At 69.1% G+C, this 18,517-nt stretch carries 19 protein-coding genes; 10 read left to right on the plus strand and 9 right to left on the minus strand.

All coding sequences use genetic code 11. The features are described 5' to 3' along the window. Nucleotides 1-9: 9 nt before the first annotated feature. Nucleotides 10-1,503 carry a DUF4352 domain-containing protein gene (locus tag AC3A3J_RS00805; protein WP_487670453.1) on the minus strand — a complete coding sequence of 498 codons (1,494 nt, stop codon included), beginning with the start codon at nucleotides 1,501-1,503 and terminating at the stop codon, nucleotides 10-12. Nucleotides 1,504-1,651: 148 nt separating this feature from the next. On the opposite strand from AC3A3J_RS00805, the gene AC3A3J_RS00810 reads away from it, so the two are divergent. Continuing rightward, nucleotides 1,652-2,605 (plus strand): ADP-ribosylglycohydrolase family protein, encoded by a 954-nt coding sequence (locus tag AC3A3J_RS00810; protein ID WP_487670454.1) that lies wholly within the window; start codon nucleotides 1,652-1,654, stop codon nucleotides 2,603-2,605. Nucleotides 2,606-2,726: 121 nt separating this feature from the next. Here AC3A3J_RS00810 and AC3A3J_RS00815 read toward each other — a convergent pair whose 3' ends face one another. Beyond that, the gene (locus AC3A3J_RS00815; protein ID WP_487670455.1) at nucleotides 2,727-3,908 is read right to left on the minus strand and encodes a hypothetical protein; all 1,182 of its coding nucleotides are present in this window, start codon (nucleotides 3,906-3,908) and stop codon (nucleotides 2,727-2,729) included. 144 nt (nucleotides 3,909-4,052) lie between these two features. On the opposite strand from AC3A3J_RS00815, the gene AC3A3J_RS00820 reads away from it, so the two are divergent. Both AC3A3J_RS00820 and AC3A3J_RS00825 read left to right on the plus strand, forming a co-directional pair. After that, a complete protein-coding gene (locus AC3A3J_RS00820) occupies nucleotides 4,053-5,210 on the plus strand; it encodes a DNA cytosine methyltransferase (protein ID WP_487670456.1) in 1,158 nt (385 codons plus the stop codon). Continuing rightward, nucleotides 5,207-5,659 carry a phosphatase domain-containing protein gene (locus AC3A3J_RS00825; protein WP_487670457.1) on the plus strand — a complete coding sequence of 151 codons (453 nt, stop codon included), beginning with the start codon at nucleotides 5,207-5,209 and terminating at the stop codon, nucleotides 5,657-5,659. The genes AC3A3J_RS00820 and AC3A3J_RS00825 overlap by 4 nt, the downstream gene beginning before the upstream one ends. Nucleotides 5,660-5,674: 15 nt before the next feature. Here AC3A3J_RS00825 and gnd read toward each other — a convergent pair whose 3' ends face one another. After that, the gene (gene gnd / locus AC3A3J_RS00830) at nucleotides 5,675-6,736 is read right to left on the minus strand and encodes a phosphogluconate dehydrogenase (NAD(+)-dependent, decarboxylating) (RefSeq protein ID WP_487670458.1); all 1,062 of its coding nucleotides are present in this window, start codon (nucleotides 6,734-6,736) and stop codon (nucleotides 5,675-5,677) included. 245 nt (nucleotides 6,737-6,981) lie between these two features. Between gnd and AC3A3J_RS00835 the strand changes: the two genes are divergently transcribed. Beyond that, nucleotides 6,982-7,797 carry a nuclease-related domain-containing protein gene (locus AC3A3J_RS00835; RefSeq protein WP_487670459.1) on the plus strand — a complete coding sequence of 272 codons (816 nt, stop codon included), beginning with the start codon at nucleotides 6,982-6,984 and terminating at the stop codon, nucleotides 7,795-7,797. A 42-nt stretch (nucleotides 7,798-7,839) separates the two neighbouring features. Here AC3A3J_RS00835 and AC3A3J_RS00840 read toward each other — a convergent pair whose 3' ends face one another. Further along, complete coding sequence (locus tag AC3A3J_RS00840) at nucleotides 7,840-8,424, minus strand: hypothetical protein (RefSeq protein ID WP_487670460.1); 585 nt, start codon at nucleotides 8,422-8,424, stop codon at nucleotides 7,840-7,842. 228 nt (nucleotides 8,425-8,652) lie between these two features. Here AC3A3J_RS00840 and AC3A3J_RS00845 point away from each other — a divergent pair, with 228 nt between their 5' ends. Then, a complete protein-coding gene (locus tag AC3A3J_RS00845; RefSeq protein WP_487670461.1) occupies nucleotides 8,653-9,111 on the plus strand; it encodes a hypothetical protein in 459 nt (152 codons plus the stop codon). 8 nt (nucleotides 9,112-9,119) lie between these two features. On the opposite strand, the gene AC3A3J_RS00850 is transcribed toward AC3A3J_RS00845, so the two are convergent. Next, nucleotides 9,120-9,728, minus strand: a complete 609-nt coding sequence (locus AC3A3J_RS00850) for a MerR family transcriptional regulator (protein ID WP_487670462.1) — start codon at nucleotides 9,726-9,728, stop codon at nucleotides 9,120-9,122. Between the two features lie 71 nt (nucleotides 9,729-9,799). On the opposite strand from AC3A3J_RS00850, the gene AC3A3J_RS00855 reads away from it, so the two are divergent. After that, nucleotides 9,800-10,312: a DUF4188 domain-containing protein gene (locus AC3A3J_RS00855; protein WP_487670463.1), complete on the plus strand. Its 513-nt coding sequence runs from the start codon at nucleotides 9,800-9,802 to the stop codon at nucleotides 10,310-10,312. 281 nt (nucleotides 10,313-10,593) lie between these two features. Here the strand turns inward: AC3A3J_RS00855 and AC3A3J_RS00860 are convergent, their stop codons facing one another. Beyond that, entirely contained in the window at nucleotides 10,594-11,166 is a 573-nt protein-coding gene (locus tag AC3A3J_RS00860) for a TetR/AcrR family transcriptional regulator (protein WP_487670464.1), read from the minus strand. Between the two features lie 85 nt (nucleotides 11,167-11,251). On the opposite strand from AC3A3J_RS00860, the gene AC3A3J_RS00865 reads away from it, so the two are divergent. Both AC3A3J_RS00865 and AC3A3J_RS00870 read left to right on the plus strand, forming a co-directional pair. Beyond that, nucleotides 11,252-12,244 (plus strand): SDR family NAD(P)-dependent oxidoreductase, encoded by a 993-nt coding sequence (locus AC3A3J_RS00865; protein WP_487670465.1) that lies wholly within the window; start codon nucleotides 11,252-11,254, stop codon nucleotides 12,242-12,244. A 227-nt stretch (nucleotides 12,245-12,471) separates the two neighbouring features. Then, nucleotides 12,472-12,765: a hypothetical protein gene (locus AC3A3J_RS00870; RefSeq protein WP_487670466.1), complete on the plus strand. Its 294-nt coding sequence runs from the start codon at nucleotides 12,472-12,474 to the stop codon at nucleotides 12,763-12,765. Nucleotides 12,766-12,778: 13 nt separating this feature from the next. Here the strand turns inward: AC3A3J_RS00870 and AC3A3J_RS00875 are convergent, their stop codons facing one another. Beyond that, complete coding sequence (locus AC3A3J_RS00875; RefSeq protein WP_487670467.1) at nucleotides 12,779-13,036, minus strand: hypothetical protein; 258 nt, start codon at nucleotides 13,034-13,036, stop codon at nucleotides 12,779-12,781. 540 nt (nucleotides 13,037-13,576) lie between these two features. Here AC3A3J_RS00875 and AC3A3J_RS00880 point away from each other — a divergent pair. Then, entirely contained in the window at nucleotides 13,577-16,000 is a 2,424-nt protein-coding gene (locus tag AC3A3J_RS00880; RefSeq protein WP_487670468.1) for a M1 family metallopeptidase, read from the plus strand. A gap of 166 nt (nucleotides 16,001-16,166) precedes the next feature. On the opposite strand, the gene AC3A3J_RS00885 is transcribed toward AC3A3J_RS00880, so the two are convergent. Further along, nucleotides 16,167-16,763 carry a TetR family transcriptional regulator gene (locus AC3A3J_RS00885; RefSeq protein ID WP_487670469.1) on the minus strand — a complete coding sequence of 199 codons (597 nt, stop codon included), beginning with the start codon at nucleotides 16,761-16,763 and terminating at the stop codon, nucleotides 16,167-16,169. 171 nt (nucleotides 16,764-16,934) lie between these two features. Continuing rightward, nucleotides 16,935-17,378 carry a VOC family protein gene (locus AC3A3J_RS00890; protein ID WP_487670470.1) on the minus strand — a complete coding sequence of 148 codons (444 nt, stop codon included), beginning with the start codon at nucleotides 17,376-17,378 and terminating at the stop codon, nucleotides 16,935-16,937. Between the two features lie 96 nt (nucleotides 17,379-17,474). On the opposite strand from AC3A3J_RS00890, the gene AC3A3J_RS00895 reads away from it, so the two are divergent. Further along, nucleotides 17,475-18,431 carry a helix-turn-helix transcriptional regulator gene (locus tag AC3A3J_RS00895; RefSeq protein ID WP_487670471.1) on the plus strand — a complete coding sequence of 319 codons (957 nt, stop codon included), beginning with the start codon at nucleotides 17,475-17,477 and terminating at the stop codon, nucleotides 18,429-18,431. The last annotated feature ends 86 nt before the right edge of the window (nucleotides 18,432-18,517 follow it).

Raw genomic sequence — 18,517 nt, forward strand, 5'->3', positions numbered from 1 at the left:
TGGAGCGGGTTACGGCTTGATGAAGACGTCGTCGGCGAGGATGCCGGGGGCGACACGCAGCAGGTAGGTGTCGCCGTCGGGCACGAGGAACGCGATCGAGCCGGTGACGGTGCCGCCGGCGTAGAGCTCGTCGTAGCCGAGGTCGTCTTCGAGCACGACGAGGGCGTCGTACGAGCTGACGACCGAGCCCGACGAGAGCACAGCGTCGACCATGACCTCGGCCGCGTAGCTCGAGTCGGCACCCTTGTAGGTGACGGTGAGGTTGACGATCTCGTAGTGCGACCCGGCCGGGGCAGGCTCGTTGAACTGGTTCGCCGCCGAGACGACCGCGTTGCCGTCGGGGTTGACCGAGTTGACGACGACGGTCCAGTCGCTGTTGCTGATCTCGGAGCCCAGCGGGTACGGGTTCTCGCGCGAGCCCTCGGCCGCGCTCGGGTCTTCCTCGGTGGTGCCCTCCTCGGTGGTGCCCTCGTCTTCGGGCTCGTCGGACGGCTGCGTGACCGTGGTGTCGTCGTTGCCGCCGAACGCCTGGTCGAACGAGTTGGCGAGCACCGCGAAGAACACGATGAATCCGGCGATCGTGCCGAGGATCGACAGGCCGAGACCGACGAATCCGAGCCACTTCTTGTCGCCCTTGAGGAAGAGCGACACGATGCTGAGCACGAACGCGATCGGCAGCAGGATCCAGCCGATGAACAGGGCGCCGGGGATGCACGCGAAGATGAAGCCGACCGCGGCGACGATCGCCGAGATCAGGGCGACGATGTTGAGCTTCTTCGGCCCCGCGGGCGCTGCGCCGTATGCGCCGGGATAGACCGGGGCGCCGGAGCCGGGGTACGACGGGGCCGCGCCCGGATACGCCTGGTTCGGGGTGCCGGGGGTGCCCGGGGCGCTGTAGGGGTTCGCGGCGCCGGGCGCCTGGTACGCGGGTGCGCCGGCGTAGGCGGGAGCGTCGGATGCGGATGCTCCGGGAGCCGTGAACGACGGCGCCTCGTAGGCGGGAGGCTGGGTGGCCTCGTACGCCGGCGGGGCCGGGGCGACCGGCGACTCGTACGCGGGGGTCTCCGTCGCCGGCGGCTCGTACGCCGGGGTCTCGGTGCCGGGGGCCTCGTACGACGGGGTGGCGGACGCCTCGTACGACGGGGCGCCGGAGGCGTCCGCGGCCGGGGCGTCGTGCGCAGGCGCGTCGTTCTGCGTGGCGGCGTCGCTCTGCGCGTCGTACGAGGGCGCGGCGTCGTTCGCGGACGTCGTGGCGGAGGCATCCGACGGAGCGGCCCAGGCCGACGTGTCGGACGCGGGCGTGGCGTTGCCCGCCGAAGTGTTCGTGGCGGAGGCATCCGCGCCGTCGGTGGAGGACGCATCGACGGAGGCGGAATCGTCAGTCGTGGAAGCCTGCGCGCTGAACTCGTCGGCGAAGATCCCCCATTGCTGACCATCCCACCAGCGCTGGCGTCCGGAGCCGTCGTCGTACCAGCCCGCAGGAGTGCTGTTCGGTGTAGTCATGCGTCAATCCTGGCAGAACGCTGTGAACCGCGTGAGGGAGTTTGCGAGGTTGTTACTCGGGGGTTGGGGACTGGCCGAACCCACCGACTGACTCACACCGTTCGGTAGCGTGCAGGTGTAGCCGCTCGCTCCGACCGGAAGGCCCGTCATGCCTCTCAATGCCTCTCAGCTGGACCGTGCGATCGGCGCCGTGCTCGCCTCGGCCGCCGGTGACGCGCTCGGTTCGCAGTACGAGTTCGGTCCGGCACTGGACGACACGGTGACGCCGGAGTTCGGCGTGGGGCAGTTCGGGCACGGTATCGGCGAGTGGACCGATGACACCAGCATGGCCGTACCGATCCTCGATGTGCTCGCCCGCGGAGATCGCCTGAACGATGCTGCGTCGCGCGAGGAGATCGTCGGACGTTGGATCGGATGGGCGCAGACAGCGAAAGACGTCGGCGCGCAGACCCGCGCCGTGCTTGCCCGCATCCCGCAGCCGTTCACCGAGGCCGACGTGCTCGCCGCAGCGCGCGCCGAGCACGACCGCGCCGGCCGCAGCGGCGGTAATGGGGCGCTCATGCGCACGGGTCCGCTCGCGCTGGGCTACCTCGATCGCCCCGCCGCGGAACTCGCGGCTGCTGCCGAGGCGATCTCGAAGCTCACGCACTGGGAGCAGGACAGCGCCTCCGCCTGCGTCCTCTGGTCGGCCGCGATCAGGCACGCGGTGCTCACCGGGGAGTTCGACGTGCGGGGGCAGTTGTCGTTGCTGCCAGCGGCGGATGCTGCTCGATGGGGTGGGTTGATTGATGAGGCCCTGGCGCCCGGAGCGCATCCGCGTGACTTCATGGCGCAGAACGGGTGGGTCGTGCGGGCGTTCCAGGGGGCGTTGGCGGCGATTGCCGGGGCGTCGTCATTGGTGGACGCGTTGAGGCGGGCCGTGCGGGGAGGGGCCGATACAGATACCGTCGCCGCGATCGCCGGGTCGTTGGGTGGGGCAATGTGGGGCGCGTCGGCATTGCCTGCGGAGTGGGTGCGCGTGTTGCACGGATGGCCGGGGTATTCGGCGGCGGAGTTGCAGAGGCAGGTGGAACGGGCGGTGGAGGAATCTGCCGCTTCTTGAGATCGATCTACCGCAACGTCTACAGCGGAAGAATGCGACTGTATGCACAGCTTGGACACGGTTGCATTCAGGCCCCGCGCATGTGAAGTTCGATCCTCCGGACACAGGTGAGAGCGAAGACCTAATCACTCGGAAGGTCCGCAATCTCCGTGACCCATAGATCGGTGATCCGCTGAATCGGTGCGAGCCTGTCCGGGAATACCTCGTGGCGCTTGAGATCGAGGGTCCGCGCGAAGCGAAACTGCCACTCTCCGGTTGCGGAAAACAGACATGCAGCGACAACATCGAACCCGTCGACGGGGTAGAAGCGCGACGCAGGATCACCCTTCGACGCACGGGTTTTCTGAACCTCGACTCGATATGACCCATCAGCGAAGGTCTTGGGACTCGCGTTTTTGCACTCGACACGAAGCACTCGACCATCGGTGAGATCGACGTCGAAGTCGTGAAGGGCATCAACGTCCAGGCGTTCGGAGCGAAGAACCCGCGCCGAAGCTTCTAGCTGTTGCTCCAGATGGTGCTCCGCAACGCCTCCGCGGACAGCCACCGCGAGTCGATTTCGACCTCCGATGATGTCGAGGATCTGCTCACTCGAAAGGGCGAACTGCTCCTCCAGGACGTGTCTACCGTGCGTCTCCGGTTGACTTTGCTCGCGCACGATGGCTTCCGCCGCGGCGAATCGCAAAGGCGGATCTAGACGCAACGATGTCGCGCGCCGTTCCAGTCGCGCGTAATCGATGAAGTGTTTAGGAGTGAACGCGACGACAGTCTCAAGGTTGAGCGGTGATCGTGCGTTCTCTCGCTTCCTACCGGGCTTGTTCTTTTTCTCCCACACATGCCAACCCGATGCGATCGCAGCATCTACGTCTGCCTGTTTGAGGTAGAACGAAATCCCCATGGGGAGGGGGTCCCACAGAGTTGCGTCGAGACCGACAGCGACCTCGGCGATGGGGTCGACTCCGAGAATCATCGTTACGTCGATGCCGCCGATGTCGCGACCGACGGGATGTTCACGCTTCCAGCTCGCTTCCGAGCCGTAGCGCAGCTGACCTCGTACCTCGTCGGGCGGCCGGTTCGGGATCTGATTGTTCGTGATCCGAAACGGATACACCAGCAGGCCGATGCGCTCGTCGGACGGAAGCTGCACGCCGAGATAGACGGGGGCCCGCGTCGGTTCGCTCGCGTAGATGACCCGACCACCAGAGGCCTCCACCGCGTTGAGGAGGAAATCATGAAGGTCAAAGCGGTTCTGAACCCGATACACCTCGCCGAACGAGCGCCCCGCAATCGTGTCGTTCCCCACTGGCACTCCCGTCGCTCGCCTCATCGACTGTCGCCTGGCTCCCTCGCATGTCGGTGGCCTGAGACAGACTGCTCTCGACGATACTTGTTGAGACGTGTAGCTATCTTGGTGGCCGCACGCACGACCACGAAACTGAGGTGTCAGATGGGCGAGCAGCTCCCTGTTGTGAGCTTGTTCTCTGGTGCGGGGGGGCTGGACCTCGCAGTCGAGCGCGCCGATGCTGATCCGCTCGTCGCAGGTGACCACGGCAGCGGCCTCTTAAAGGTATCTGTCGCGACCGACTACAACGAGCCGGCGCTCGACACCCTTCGAGCTAACTTCGACGGAGCGGCGACGGTCTCAGGAGATATACGCGAGGTGCCCACTGACCAGATCCTCGCAACGGCCGGTCTTCGCCCGTCCGAGCCTGTTCTGGTGGTGGGCGGCCCGCCATGCACACCCTTCAGCAAGTCCGGTTTTTGGCTTGAGCAGAAGCGCGAGAGCCGCGACCCAAACGCCTCCCTCCTCGACGAGTACGTTCGCGTCGTCAGAGACGCCCGTCCCGAAGCGTTCGTACTGGAGAATGTTCAAGGCCTGACCTATAGCACCCATAAAGCCCAGTTTGAGCGTCTCCTTAAGGCGTTGGCCGAACTTGGCTATAACCCGCAGTGGAGGGTGCTTCTGGCTGCCGACTACGGAGTGCCGCAGCTCCGCCGCCGCGTCTTCGTTGTCGGGCGCCGCGATGGCAAGAAGTTTGAGTTCCCGGAACCCACTCACTCCGGATGGAGCGAGCGGGACCGCAAGGTCGACTCCACGAAGATTCCACACGTGACTGCCGGTCAAGCGTTCGCCGGTCTTCCTCCCGTCTTAAGGGTCGCTAGCGACGAGATCGTAGCGGGCCAGTACGGAGAACTGGCCGCCGAAGTCCCTCCGGGGCAGAACTATCTGTGGCACACGGATCGGTATGAGGGACGCAATCACTTCGAATGGCGGAGCCGCTACTGGACTTTCCTTCTGAGGCTCGATCCGAATCGCCCGTCAACTACGCTGCAAGCGCAGCCGGGCCCATGGGTTGGGCCGTTCCACTGGGAGAACGTTCAAACCCCTGATGGTCTCGAACGGGCACGACGGCTGCGCGTTGCTGAGATGCTGCGACTGATGTCCTTCCCTGACGACTTCAAGATCGCTGGCAACCGGGCCGATGTCCAGCGTCAGCTCGGCAATGCTGTGCCTCTTGAGCTAGGGAAGGCAGTTGTCCGAGCTCTAATGACTCAGCTCGGGTACATCGAGGAGCGTACGACGCGCCGGCTAGCGGTAAGTTGACCGCTAGCGAACACTCTGAGCGGTCAGGTTCCCGCCCCCGCATCTGGATCTTCGACGTCGACGGCACCCTCGCGCTCATGGGCGATCGCTCGCCCTACGACATGCGGAGTGTCTCGATCGACACCCCGCATCACCCGGTCGTCATGGCCGCGCAGGCCCTTGCGGCGCACCCCGAGGTCGACGCGCTTCTCGTGGTCTCCGGACGCGATGAGACCGCGCGCCGTGCGACCGAGGCGTGGCTGACGTTCCACGGCATCCCGTTCGACCGCCTTCTCCTCCGCCGCACCGGCGACCGCCGCGCCGACAACATCGTGAAGGGCGAGATCTACGACGCGTTCATCGCGCCGCACTACGAGGTCGTCGGCGTGGTCGACGACCGGCGCAGCGTGGTCGCGATGTGGCGCTCGCGCGGGCTGGTCTGCTTCCAGGTCGCCGAGGGCGATTTCTGAACCCGCGCGGCGGCACTACTTCTCCGCCGAGTCAGCCTTCTTCCCGCCGGCCTCCAGCACGTCTCCGGCAGGCAGCTCCTGGTGCCCGCCGAACTGCAGGCGCATGGCCGACAGCACCTGGTTCGCGAAGTGGTCTTCGCCGCGTGACGCGAAGCGCTCGAACAGCGCCGACGACAGCACCGGCACCGGAACACCCACGTCGACCGCGGCCTTCACGGTCCAGCGGCCCTCGCCCGAGTCCGAGACGCGGCCGGCGAGACCGTCGAGGGTGGGGTTATCGGCGAGCGCAGCGGCGGTGAGGTCGAGCAGCCACGACGAGATCACCGATCCGCGGCGCCACAGCTCGGCGACCTTCGAGGTGTCGATGGGGAACTGGTAGAACTCCGGCTCTTCGAGCGGGGCGACCTCGGCGGAATGCTCGGCCTCGCGCACTCCGGCATCCGCGTTCTGCAGCAGGTTCAGACCCTCGGCGATCGACGCCATGATGCCGTACTCGATGCCGTTGTGCACCATCTTCACGAAGTGCCCGGCCCCCGACGGGCCGCAGTGCAGATACCCCTGCTCCTCGGGCGTGAGGTCGCCGGTGCGTCCGGGGGTTCGCTCGATCTCGCCTGCACCGGGGGAGATGGTCTTCAGGATCGGCTCGATGCGCTCGACGGCCTCGTCGGGCCCGCCGACCATGAGGCAGTAGCCGCGATCGAGTCCGAAGACGCCGCCGCTCGTGCCGACGTCGACGTAGTGGATGCCGCGCTCGCGCAGCGCCGCCGCCCGCCGCACGTCGTCGCGGTAGTTCGAGTTGCCGCCGTCGATGAGGATGTCGCCCTCCTCGAGCGCCGCGGCCGCCTCCTCGGCGACGCGACCAGTGAGGCCGGCGGGCACCATCATCCACACCGCCCGCGGCGCCTCCAGCTTCGACGCCAGGTCGGCCATGCTCTCGGCCCCGACGGCGCCCTCCGCGACGAGCGCCTGCACGGCATCCGCATTCACGTCGTAGACCACGCACTCGAGCCCGTCCCGCATGAGGCGGCGCACGATGTTCGCGCCCATCCGTCCGAGTCCGATCATCGCGAGCTGCATGAGGAGTCCTTCCGTCGACTGTGGGAGACGCCCGCGATCTTGGCACGGTCGGTGGAGTGGCTCAAGGGCGTTGCGCCGAGGGTCTCTCGTCGCCGTGCGTTGCGGCGGGCGGCGAAGTGCAGGCGATAGGGCCGGATGCAGGCGGGAACGCGCATCGGTCGCCTGCAGATGGCCGCGATGCCTGCGGATGCTGCGCCCACAAAAGTCCGCACGCACCGACACGCCCCGCCCACTAGTCTGAGCGCGTGACCGACGCCCCACCGTCCCCGGCCTCGCCCGATCATCTCGCCACACCACCCGTCGGGAGTATCCCGGCGGCGTCGGTGATCGCCGAGTTCCTGCGGGTGCAGGCGGCGGCCGGACCACGGTCGCGTGCCGCTCGCGTCTTCGGCCGCAGCCCGCTCACCGACGAGTCGCGCCCTTGGTACCTCGGCGCCCTCGGCGAGCTCGAGGTGGCGAACCGCCTCGACGCTCTCAGCCCGGAGTGGATCGTGCTCCACTCCGTTCCGATCGGTACGCGAGGCAGCGACATCGATCACATCGCGGTCGGACCGCCCGGCGTCTTCACGATCAACACCAAGTTCCACGAAGGCGCGAACGTCTGGGTCGGCTCGCGGCGCCTGCTCGTCAACGGACAGAAGACCGATCACCTGCGAAACACCCGCTACGAGGCGCAGCGCGTCGCTCGGCTTCTCGAACGCACATTACGGCGCGCTGTGCCCGTGACGGGCGTCATCGCCCTGGTCGGCATCCGCCGGCTGACTTTCAAGAGCCGTCCCGACGATGCTGTCGTGCTGCGCGCCGGTGAACTCGCCCGTTGGCTCCACCGCCAGCCACCCGCGTTCTCGCCCGAACAGTTGGCGCTCGTGGCCGCCGCGGTCTCGGCCCCGAGCACCTGGAGCGCCGCGCCACCCGAGCCCGACCTCGGGGCGTTCATGGACCTCCGCGCCGAGACGCAGAGCGCCCGCCGCGTGCGTATCGGCTGGGCTCTCGGCATGTTCTTCGGCGGGCCGCTCGCCCTCCTGAACGCTCTGCAGGCGCTCCCGACACTGGTCGGCTGACCAGCGTCGCGAGCCACCACCCTCGGTCCGGCAGAGCCACCCTCAGGCGGCTTCCACCTGCTCCAGCCCGGCGGCCGGGGTCCAGCGCCACCTGCGATTGAGCGGATCGCGAAAGGTGATGCACTCCACCGCGTGACTCTGCGCCTTGAGGAGCGGTCGATACTGCGTCTGCGCATCGGCGAAGTCGGCATCACCCCATGCTTTGCCCGAACCACTTGCCATGCTCTCGAAGACGAACGTGCCGGGCGGCAGCGAGGTGAGCGTGATCGCGCCCGCCGGTCCCCGCGCGTTGAAGTTGCCGCGTGTTTCGATCCGCACGTCCTGGAACACCGTCGCCCCCTGCCCGGCGTTGGTCACGAGCACGCCGTAATGCGTCTCGCCACTCGCGCTCCACACGACCCACCACGCCTGGAGCTGGCGCGCCACCTCGGCCAGCTGACGGCGCTCCTCGCGCTCTTGCGTGGCATAAGCCGTCTTTCGGGACTCCTCGCGCGCTCCCTCGGCGGTCTTGTTCGCGGCCTGAGCAGCACGGATCGCCGCGATGCTCAAGGCGGCAGCGGCGAGCGCGCCGATCGCTCCGAGAACCTCCGCCCAGCTCCCGATCTCCAATCCGATGAGTTCTGACACGACCGAGAGCGTAGGCGGTCCGGAAGCAGTTTCGGAGGCGCGAAACGGAGCGAGGAGTGCTCCTGGATTCGACATCCGCACGGTGGTGCGCGCGGCCCCGAAAAGTACATCGATATACCTCGGTTTTCCGGCGCATCCGTCGTTCAGAATCGAGGGCGATCCCCCACCCGGCACCGACCAACACGCCTCCGCGCGGCCCCAGATCGGCGGTGCCAGAAAGGTTGCCGCATGACAGATCGCACACCCCTCGATACGCCCCCTATCGAACGAGCGAACAGCTTCATCGGCGGAGCGTTCCGCAACCGCCGCTACACGCGACTGAGCTCGAGCATCGTGCTGAGCATGCTCTTCCTCGCGGTCTTCGTCACCCCCGCGGTCATGGCCGCGAGTACCACCAAGAACGGCGGGACGACGGCCACGGCCGGAGTCGTGGTGCTCGCGGTCATCGGCGGCCTCAACGCGTTCTTCTATCCGCTCGTCCGGGAGGTGTACTTCCGCATGACGCAGCCGATGCGCGAGGGCGTGGGTCTGCTGTTCCTCGGCGGCGTGCTGATCCTCATCCTCTGGGGCGTCAAGATCTTCGTCGCACTGCTTCTCTGGACCTTCGCGTTCCTGCTCGGCATCCCCGCGTTCCTCTACCTTGCGGTTACCGAGGCGAACGGCCGGGGCTGGCGCCTCGTCGGCTGACCCCTCCGCTACCCCATCCCGAACTTCTCGCCGCTCGAGACCTCCTGCGCGACGCGGCGCAGCGCGAGCAGCAGCGGTTCGACGAGCACCGAGCCGAGCACGACGTACTCGACCGCCTCGTCGATCGAACCGGTCGGGACGGCGGCGATCTCGGCATCCGCCATCTTCCGGATGCTGTCGAGATACACGGGCATCACCTCGGTCGGCACCGTGAACTCGGCTCGCGTGAGGGTGTTCAGGGCGCGGGCGACGGCCCGCAGCACGTCAGAGCTGCACATGCCGGGCTTCCAGCCGAACCGCTCGACCAGGGCTTCGGCCTCGGCGAGGTCGAGCGCGTCGTCGCCGACCGGGGTGATGGCGGCGTGCGCGGTGCCGAGCAGCTCGTTCGGGTTCGCGGGCGGGTGGGCGAGGGCATCCACCACCCGACGGGTCTCGGCGACGCTCACGCCGGTGTCGAGCAGCGCCCGGATGACGCGCAGCCGGCGGACATGCGCGTCACTATAGGTCGCCTGCGTCGGCGAGGTGCGCTCGCCCTCGGGCAGCAGCCCCTCGCGCAGGTAGTACTTGATGGTCGGCACCGTGACACCGGTGCGCGTCGACAGTTCCGAGATCTTCATCGCCACCCCTTGACTTCGATAGTAGCGCTATCCAATATGGATAGTAGGACTATCCAATCGAAGGAGTCACCGTGAGCAAGGTCGTCCCGGGCCGCATGACCCACCGCTACGAGGGTGAGCTCGTCGTCTTCCACATCGGCATGCAGATCAACCGCTGGTGGCGATTCGACCAGTGGATGCCCCTCATGAGCGACATGCCCAAGATGCTGCGCGAGCTGCTCACCGACCCCGACTCGGGCCTCATGGGCTTCGAGACGTTGATCGGATCGCGCGGACCGTACCTCGTGCAGTACTGGTCGTCGATCGACAAGCTCTACGCCTACGCCGCGAACCCCACGCAGGAGCACCGCCCCGCCTGGACGCGCTTCAACCGTCGGGCACGCAAGGCGGCGGATGCCGTCGGCATCTGGCACGAGACCTTCCTGGTCGAGCGGGCCGAGAGCATCTACGTCTCGACGAAGCCCATGGGCCTGCCGAAGGCGACGGAGATCGTGCCCGTCGGACGCCGCCACGACCGCGCGCCCGCCCGCTTCGCCGACGGACGGACGGTGGCGGCCGGGCAGGGACGCGACGCGGCCGCCTGACCCCGCTTCCACACCCGGCTTCCGCCACGTCTCGGCGCGCGGAGGCCGCGGGCGCCCGCGTGCGGTCACATGCACGGGCGATGCACGCATGCACGGAGAAAACGGCGGATGCTCCGTGCAGGCGTGTGGTCTCCGTGCATCTGGGCATCAGGGCATCAGGGCATCCGAGCATCCGGGCCTCCCCGCCCCCACCAACTGCAGGCACCGAAACCGATTGCGGGCGGGAGCGTGGGGAAAGTGCCTGCAGAGAGCCGTGGCACCTGCACACGGGCGGCACCCCCTCAGCCCGCGGCGATCCCCCGCAGCAGCACCCGCACGGTCGCGTCGACCTGCTCCGCCGAGAGCGGGCGCCCGAGCAGCGCCGCGTAGCTCGACATCGCGACGAACTGGTCGGCGATGACGCCGGCGTCGGCATCCGCCCGCACCTCGCCCGCCTCGACCGCCGCCGCCAACCGCGACGACACCCACTCGCGGATCGGCGCGGCCAGGCGTTCGTTCAGAGCGAGGCCGAGCTCGGCATCCGCCGCCGTCACCGCGATCAGCGCCCGCGCGACCGCCACGCCCTCGGCATCGCCGAGCGACACGCTCATCGCCGAGAACCACGCCCGCAGATCGGCGCCGAGGTCGTCGGTGAACGGCACTGCCACGTCGGCACCCGGCACGGAGCCCTCGAGCAGCGCCTCTCCGAGGATCGCCTGCTTCGACCCCCACCACCGGTAGATGGTCTGCTTCGAGACGCCCGCGGCATCCGCCAACCCCTCGATCGTCACCGCTTCGTAGCGTCCGTCGTATAGGGCGGCGCGCATGGCGTCGAGCACCGACTGGCGGGCTTTCTCACTGCGAGGACGAGGCACCATCCGAGGCTACTCGGGCGTACGATGGATGATAAGTAGACGCACCGTTGCGAAACTCGCGCGACGCCCGAGCAAGGAGAATCCCATGGCCCTCACCGCCCACTCCACCATCGGCGAATGGCTCGACCACCCGACCGGCGGACCCCTCATCCGCGGCCTCTTCGAGCAGACCGGCGCCGATCCCGCCCTGCTCACCCCCGTGCTGGGGCTCCCGCTGCAGCAGCTCGTCGCGATGAGTCAGGGCGCCATGCCGCAATCGGTCGTCGACGACCTCGTCCGCGCCGCGAACGGCGGCGAGCTGCCGGTCGAGGATGCCCCGGCCGAGGTTCCGGCGAGCGCGCGCTTCGCCGGCAAGACCGTGATCGTGACCGGCGCCGCGTCGGGAATCGGACGCGCGACAGCCGAGCGCATCGCCCGCGAAGGCGGCCGGGTCATCGCGAGCGACATCGCGGCCGAGAAGCTCGACGCCCTGAAGGCCGACAACCCGGATGCCGACATCGTCACCGTCGCCGGAGACCTCACGACGCAGGAGGCGATCGACGCCGTCATCGCCGCGGCGGGCGACACGATCGACGGACTCGCGAACATCGCCGGCATCAACGACGACTTCTCGCCCGCCGGGGAGACGACGGATGCCGTGTGGGACCGCGTCATCGCCATCAACCTCACCGCTCCGTTCAAGCTCATGCGCGCCGTGCTGCCGATCATGGCGAAAGCCGGACGCGGCTCGATCCTGAACGTGTCGAGCGAGGCCGGCCTGCGCGGCAACGCCTCGGGCAATGCGTACACGGCGAGCAAGCACGGCATCATCGGCGTGACGAAGTCGGCGGCGTTCATGTACGGACCCCAGGGCATCCGTGTGAACTCGGTCGCGCCGGGTGGGGTGGCCACCGGCATCCCGATGCCCCCGCACATGTCGGAATACGGCTCGGCCCGCCTCTCGCCGTTCCAGCAGGCGATCCCGACCGTCGCGACCGCCGAGCAGCTCGCCGCGTCGATCACGTTCCTGCTGTCCGACGACGGCGTGAACATCAACGGCGCCGTCCTCGCCTCCGACGGCGGCTGGTCGGTGCAGTAGCCCCGGGCCCGCCCCCGTCCCCGCCCCCGTCCCCGGCCCCGTCCGGCCTCCCGCCGCGGTGCGGGATCAAAATCACACGCTCCCGGCCTCGGGAGCGTGCGTTTCTCATCCCGCACGGTCAAGGCCGCGCATGCGCCCGGGTCTGGGGGCGTATCCATCGGAAGGGCTGGCCGGTATGCCGCCGAGCGAAGCTGGACGAGCGCGGATGCCCGACCTATCCTCCCGGGATGACTTCGCCGACGAATGCTCCGACGCCGTCTCTCATCCAGCAACGGATGGCCCTGCAGCGCAAGACGAACGGGGCGCGCTTTCGGATCGGCATCTCGCTCGTGCTCGTCGCGATGTGGGTCGTCGTGCTCCTAGTTGACGGCTACACGTCGCCGGTGGCCTGGATCTCGACCGTGGCGTGGCTGCTGATAGCTGCGACTGCCGCGTTCTCTCTGCGCGCCGCACGCCGCGAGACCCGGGCGTTCGAGCAGGAGTACGGGGCTGACGCGGGCGTCCAGCAGCCGGTCACGTGAGCGACCTCGGGCGTCAGGGGGCAGGCGGCTCGTCGCCCATTGGCACGCCGACACGGTCGCGGGGGTGCCGCTCGACCGACGAGACGTCGTCGGAGGGACCCTCCTCGTCGCGGATGATGTGCTTCACCTGGCGGGCGGACGCCGACCCGCGACCGGCGATGACGGCATCGTCTTTCGAGTCGTAGCCCGATCCGATCACACCGCCCTCACCCTCGATGCGGTTGAACCAGATGCCATTGCGGTGGAACGTCTCGATATCTCCGGCGGCCATGCCTTCACTCCTTCGAACTTCCCCCCTTTTCTACGCGACCCCTCCGACACGCTGAACCCCCTTGCCGTATCCCGCACCGACGGGTATCCCGCCCGCCCCAGCCTTCCCTCTCCACCCGCTGCTCCCGCCCGCCGCCCGCCGCCGCCGCGGTGTGGCGGGATCAAATTCGCACGCCCGAGGGCCCTCAGGCGTGCGATTTTGATCCCGCACCGGCGGAACGGGGACGGGACGGGACGGGACGGGGACGGGACGGGACGGGGACGCGCCGCGGGACAGGGGCGGGGGCGGGGACGCGCCGCGGGGCGGGGGACGCGGCGCGGGGCGGGAGACACAGCGGCGGGCCCGGCGGGGCAGCCGGCGCGGCGCATCGCGCCCGCACCGGAAGAGTTCCGCAACATCGCGGACACAACACCGATATATTCCAGACATCGGACTTCCCTAGGGTGCGAGCATCCCGCTCGCGCCGAACCGGCCACAAGCCACCCCGCACCACGACGACGTGACAGGTCGCTCCTCGACCACGCCTACCCGAAAGCACCCATGACCCGACGCACCTCACCCCTGCGGCGGCGGATGCTCGCGACCACCACGGTCGCGGCGCTCCTCGCCGCCTCCCTTCTCGCGGCATCCGCCCCGGCATCCGCAGCCGAACCGATCGACGGCGCACACACCTCCAATGACCCGATGTTCCCGAACGTCGGCAACGGCGGCTACGACGCGCTCGACTACGAGGTCACCATCGCGTGGAGCCCCACCGGCTTCGCGAACGGCGTGGCCACCGGCGTGTTCGACGAGGCCTCCACCCTCATGTCGGCCCGTGCGATCGAGCCGCTGAAGTCGTTCTCGATGGACTTCGAGGGCCTGACCGTCGACAGCGTCGAGGTGAACGGCCAGCCCGCCACCTGGACGCGCGACATCGACGCGGATGCCATCAAGTACAAGCTCGTCGTCACTCCCGCGACGCCGGTCGAGGGCGAGTTCTCGGTGATGGTGAAGTACCACGGCGTGCCGCAGTACCACACCGACGCCGACGGCAGCCAGGAAGGCTGGAGCGGCACGAACGACGGTGCGATGCTGCTGGGTCAGCCCATCGGCATGATGACCGCCTTCCCGCACAACAACACCCCGGGCGACAAGGCGACCTATCGCATCGAGGTCGACGCCCCGTCGATCAGCACCGACATCAACGGCGTCTCGGCGCCCACCGAGGTCGCCAGCAACGGCGAGCTCGTCGCGAAGATCCCGCGCACCGACGGCTCGCGCACCACCTGGGTCTGGTACCAGCAGGAGCAGATGGCCTCGGAGCTCGTCGTCATCGGCATCGGCCGCTACGAGCTGGTCGAGGGGACGGTGACGCTGTCGGACGGCCGCGTCATCCCGTCGCTGTCGTACATCGACTTCGGCTACACCGACGCGCAGAAGACGACGGTGCGCAACCGCATCGCCCAGCTGCAGCCCATCACGCGGAACCTCGAGAAGATGTTCGGCCCGTACCCGGGCAACAGCACGGGCGTGATCGTGAAGTCCGTGCCCGGCGCCATCAACTACGCGCTCGAGACGCAGGACCGCTCGTTCTTCCCGAGCGTGAACTCGGTGAACGGAAACACCCTCATCCACGAGCTGGTGCACCAGTGGTACGGCAACAACGTCGCCCCCACCACCTGGACCGACATCTGGATGGGCGAGGGCATGGCGACCTGGGCGCCGACCTACTACAACACCACCGAGGGCTTCGGAGCCAACACCGCGCGCTCGGAGCAGACCTACTTCACCTCGTGGAACAACAACGGCTCCGCGAGCGCGAGCTGGAACATCGCCCCCGGCGTGCAGACCGACTCGGCAGAACTGTACGGCTACCAGACCTACACGCGCAGCGCGCAGTTCTGGGCGGCCCTGCGGGTCGCAATTGGGGACGAGCCCTTCTTCGCGCTGATCTCGAAGTGGCAGACCGACAACGGGGGCACCAGCCGCACCGGCGCGGAGCTGCTCGCCCTCGCCGAGAAGCTCTCGGGCCGTGACCTCGACGCGTTCTGGAGCGACTGGATCCTCGAGCCCGGCAAGCCCGCCTGGCCCGACAAGTCGACGATCGAGCTGACGACGGATGCCGTCGCCCCGCTCGAGCCCGGCGACAAGACGCTCCTCACCGTCACCGCCGCGAACACCGGATACGTGCCGCTGGCCGCGACCAGCGTCTCGGTCGACCTCTCGGGTGTGCTGGCGAACGCCTCGCTCGGTGCGCTTCCGGCCGAGGCATCCGTCTCGGGCACGACCCTCACGTGGACCGTGCCCTCGATCCCGCCGGGGGACATCGCCGAGCTGTCGTTCACCGCGACGATCGACGACGACGCCCCCGGCGGCAACGTCGTGGTCGCCGCATCGTCGGCGAGCCTCGGTACCACCTGCGAGAACTGCACGGCCGAGTTCGCCGTCGAAGAGGTTCTCGCGCCGACGCAGGCCCCGACCATCGCCGGGGAGGCCGTGGTCGGACAGACCCTCACCGCCACCTCGAACGGCTGGCCCGAGGGCACCGTGCTCAGCTACCAGTGGAACATCGACGGCAAGCCGTACACGCCGGCCCCGGCCGGCCAGGCGGACGCCGACGCGGATGCCGAGCCGGTGCTCCTGCTCGCAGCGGCGGACGTCGCGGCGAACCAGTTCGTGATCCCGGCCGAGGCCCTCGGCACCCGCATCACGGTCACCGTCACGGGCACGCTCGCGGGCTTCCGCGACGGCTCGGCCACGAGCGACCCGACCGCGGTCGTGGTCGCCGCCGCAGCTCCCGGCGGGGGCGGCGGAGTCGGCGGAGGTGCCGGCACGCCCGGCGCCGGTGCAGCCGACCCGGACGACCAGTTGAGCGCCACGGGGGGAGAACTGCCGATCGCGGCCGGTCTGCTGGCCCTCGTGATGCTCGTCGGCGGAGGAATCGTCGCCGTCGCACGACGCCGCAGCCGCCTGGAGGTCTGAGCCTCGTTGCGTGACCGGAGCGCCCGTCCCCTCGTGGGGCGGGCGCTCTCGCGTGTGCGGCGGCGCGGCGCGAGGGTCTCACCCGCCCCGACTGCACGGCGCCTGCCGCGCATCGTCAGCCGGTCTCGCACGCTGCCATTACGGCACGCCGGGAGCGGTCCGGCAGCTAGGCCCGTGCGGCGGCGCGGATGCCCGACACGATGAGCTCCACGCCCGCGGCAAAGTCGTCGGCCGGAGAGGCACCGGCCGCCTCCGGCGAGAGGTCGGCCACCGGGGCCGCCGCTCCGACCACGGCGGCGTGCAGGCGCTGCTGCTCGTGGAAGGTGAATCCGATCACGAAGTGCACCAGGGTGTCGGCGGCGACGCGGGCCGCGGCATCCGTGAGTCCTGCGCCGAGGGCGGCATCGATGAGGCGGGTGCGTGCGGGCAGGTCGAGCAGGCCGAGCGCGAGGGAGCTCGACACGATCTCGGCGCCGTCGCGGTGGGCGAGCAGGCGGTCGCGCAGGGCCGCGGCGATGCCGCCGAGGTCGTCGGTGCGCACGGCATCCGCCCCGCCGACGATCCGCGCGCTGACGGCGGCGAGCAGCGCCTGCTTGTTCGGGAAGTGCCAGTAGAGGGCGCTGACCTGCAGGTCGAGGGTGTCGGCGATGCGTCGCATCGAGAGCCCCGCGATGCCGTGCTCGTCGAGCACCGCCATCGCCGCGTCGATCACGTCGGCCTTGCCGCGGCGGGCCGAGGCCGCGTCGTCGGATGCCGGGGTCATACCGCGAGTCTACCGAACGGTGTTCATGACGCGGCGGGCGGCGTTTGGCGGGGGGGTGCCGCTCGGAGGGCCGCACCAACCCAGGACCGACGGTCGGCAAGGCCCCCCTGAATCCCCCAGGGGGCTGATTCCGTCGCGTCGGTCCTGAGTTGGTGTCGGGCGCTCGCGGCGTCAGGCGACGTCGAGCACCCAGGTCACACCGAAGCGGTCGGTGAGCATGCCGAAACCGGCCGACCAGGCCGATGCGGCGAGCGGCTCGATGACCGTCGCACCGTCGGCGAGCGCCTGCCAGTACCCGGTGAGCTCGTCGAGCGAGGTCGCTCGCAGCGACTGGAAGAACGGGCGGTCGGTGATTGTCACGCCGTTCTCGCGGCGGGTGGTGCCGGCGGTGATCGGCGCGTCGGTCGCCCCCGGGATGTCGTAGGCCATGAGGGCGATCGCGCCGCCCGCGATCTGTCCGAACACGAGGCCGTCGGCACCGGGCGCCTCGGCGGGCATACCGAAGTCGGCGTAGGTCGCGGCCGTGACGGCGCCGCCGAAGACCTCGGCGTAGAAGTCGAGCGCGGCGCGTGCGGTGCCGGCGAAGTTGAGGTGGGTGGTGGTGGTGACGGTCATGATGCCTCCTGGCTGTTGGTCGAGCGGATGCCCGTACGAGAAGACTCGCAACAGAAGCGGTCAGTTTCGGTCCGCTACTTCGCGCAGAATGAGGGCATGACCGGAAGCTCGTCGCGCATGCTCGCACTGCTCTCCCTGCTGCAGACGCAGCGGGATTGGCCCGGTGCCGTCCTCGCCGACCGCCTGGGCGTGAGCCCGCGTACGGTGCGCCGCGACGTCGATCGGCTGCGTGATCTCGGGTACCGCATCGGAGCGATGAAGGGGCCCGACGGCGGGTACCGGCTCGCCGCCGGTTCCGAGCTGCCGCCCCTGCTGTTCGACGACGAGCAGGCCCTCGCCGTGGCGGTGGCTCTGCAGAGCATGCCGTCGAGCGGGATCGACATCGACGACGGCGCCGAACGCGCCCTCGCCACCATCCGCCAGGTGATGCCGTCGCGCCTGCGGCATCGGGTCGACGGCATCCGCTTCGCCGGTTCGCCGAGCGCCGATCGGGTCGACCCCGCCACACTCGACGCGGTCACCGGTGCGGTGCGAGACCGCCACGTGCTGCGGTTCGACTACGGGGCACGCGATGCCGCGGATGCCCCGCGCCGACGCGTCGAACCCCGCGAGGTCGTGTCGCGCGGCGGCCGGTGGTACCTCGTCGCGTGGGACCTGGAGCGCGAGGACTGGCGCATCTTCCGCCTCGACCGCATGCATCCGCGCATCCCGACCGGCCCGTCGTTCGCGCCGCGCGCGTTGCCCGACGACATGGATGCGCGGACGTTCGTCGCCGCCCGCGCGAAGGGATCGGATGCCGGTGACCGCTGGCCCTGCGTCGGCACGGTGGTGCTGGCGCTGCCCGTGCGCGAGGTCGTCCCCTTCCTCGACGACGCCGAGGTCGAGGAGGTCGATGCAGGGTCGTGCCGGGTGACCGCGGGTTCATGGTCGTGGACGGGCCTGCTCGCCTGGTTCGCCCGCTTCGACGCCCCGTTCACGATCGACGGCCCTCCGGCACTGGCCGACGCATCCGCCATCCTCGCCGCCCGCCTCGCCGCGGCATCCGCCCCCTAACCCGCCCCCCTCCCCTCCCCTCCACCGCGTGCGGGATCGATATGTCAGCTTCAAAGGGCCTGGAAGCCGACATATTGATCCCGCAG

The sequence above is a fragment of the Microbacterium sp. Soil_N32 genome, from assembly GCF_057655505.1.

Excerpts from the sequence above, each read along its gene's own strand:
- AC3A3J_RS00845 (WP_487670461.1), top strand. The coding sequence starts at position 8,653 with ATGACAGATCGCACACCCCTCGATACGCCCCCTATCGAACGAGCGAAC.
- AC3A3J_RS00890 (WP_487670470.1), bottom strand. The coding sequence starts at position 17,378 with ATGACCGTCACCACCACCACCCACCTCAACTTCGCCGGCACCGCACGC.
- AC3A3J_RS00885 (WP_487670469.1), bottom strand. The coding sequence starts at position 16,763 with ATGACCCCGGCATCCGACGACGCGGCCTCGGCCCGCCGCGGCAAGGCC.
- AC3A3J_RS00805 (WP_487670453.1), bottom strand. The coding sequence starts at position 1,503 with ATGACTACACCGAACAGCACTCCTGCGGGCTGGTACGACGACGGCTCC.
- AC3A3J_RS00850 (WP_487670462.1), bottom strand. The coding sequence starts at position 9,728 with ATGAAGATCTCGGAACTGTCGACGCGCACCGGTGTCACGGTGCCGACC.
- AC3A3J_RS00870 (WP_487670466.1), top strand. The coding sequence starts at position 12,472 with ATGACTTCGCCGACGAATGCTCCGACGCCGTCTCTCATCCAGCAACGG.
- AC3A3J_RS00880 (WP_487670468.1), top strand. The coding sequence starts at position 13,577 with ATGACCCGACGCACCTCACCCCTGCGGCGGCGGATGCTCGCGACCACC.
- AC3A3J_RS00895 (WP_487670471.1), top strand. The coding sequence starts at position 17,475 with ATGACCGGAAGCTCGTCGCGCATGCTCGCACTGCTCTCCCTGCTGCAG.
- AC3A3J_RS00875 (WP_487670467.1), bottom strand. The coding sequence starts at position 13,036 with ATGGCCGCCGGAGATATCGAGACGTTCCACCGCAATGGCATCTGGTTC.
- AC3A3J_RS00865 (WP_487670465.1), top strand. The coding sequence starts at position 11,252 with ATGGCCCTCACCGCCCACTCCACCATCGGCGAATGGCTCGACCACCCG.
- AC3A3J_RS00810 (WP_487670454.1), top strand. The coding sequence starts at position 1,652 with ATGCCTCTCAATGCCTCTCAGCTGGACCGTGCGATCGGCGCCGTGCTC.
- gnd (WP_487670458.1), bottom strand. The coding sequence starts at position 6,736 with ATGCAGCTCGCGATGATCGGACTCGGACGGATGGGCGCGAACATCGTG.
- AC3A3J_RS00820 (WP_487670456.1), top strand. The coding sequence starts at position 4,053 with ATGGGCGAGCAGCTCCCTGTTGTGAGCTTGTTCTCTGGTGCGGGGGGG.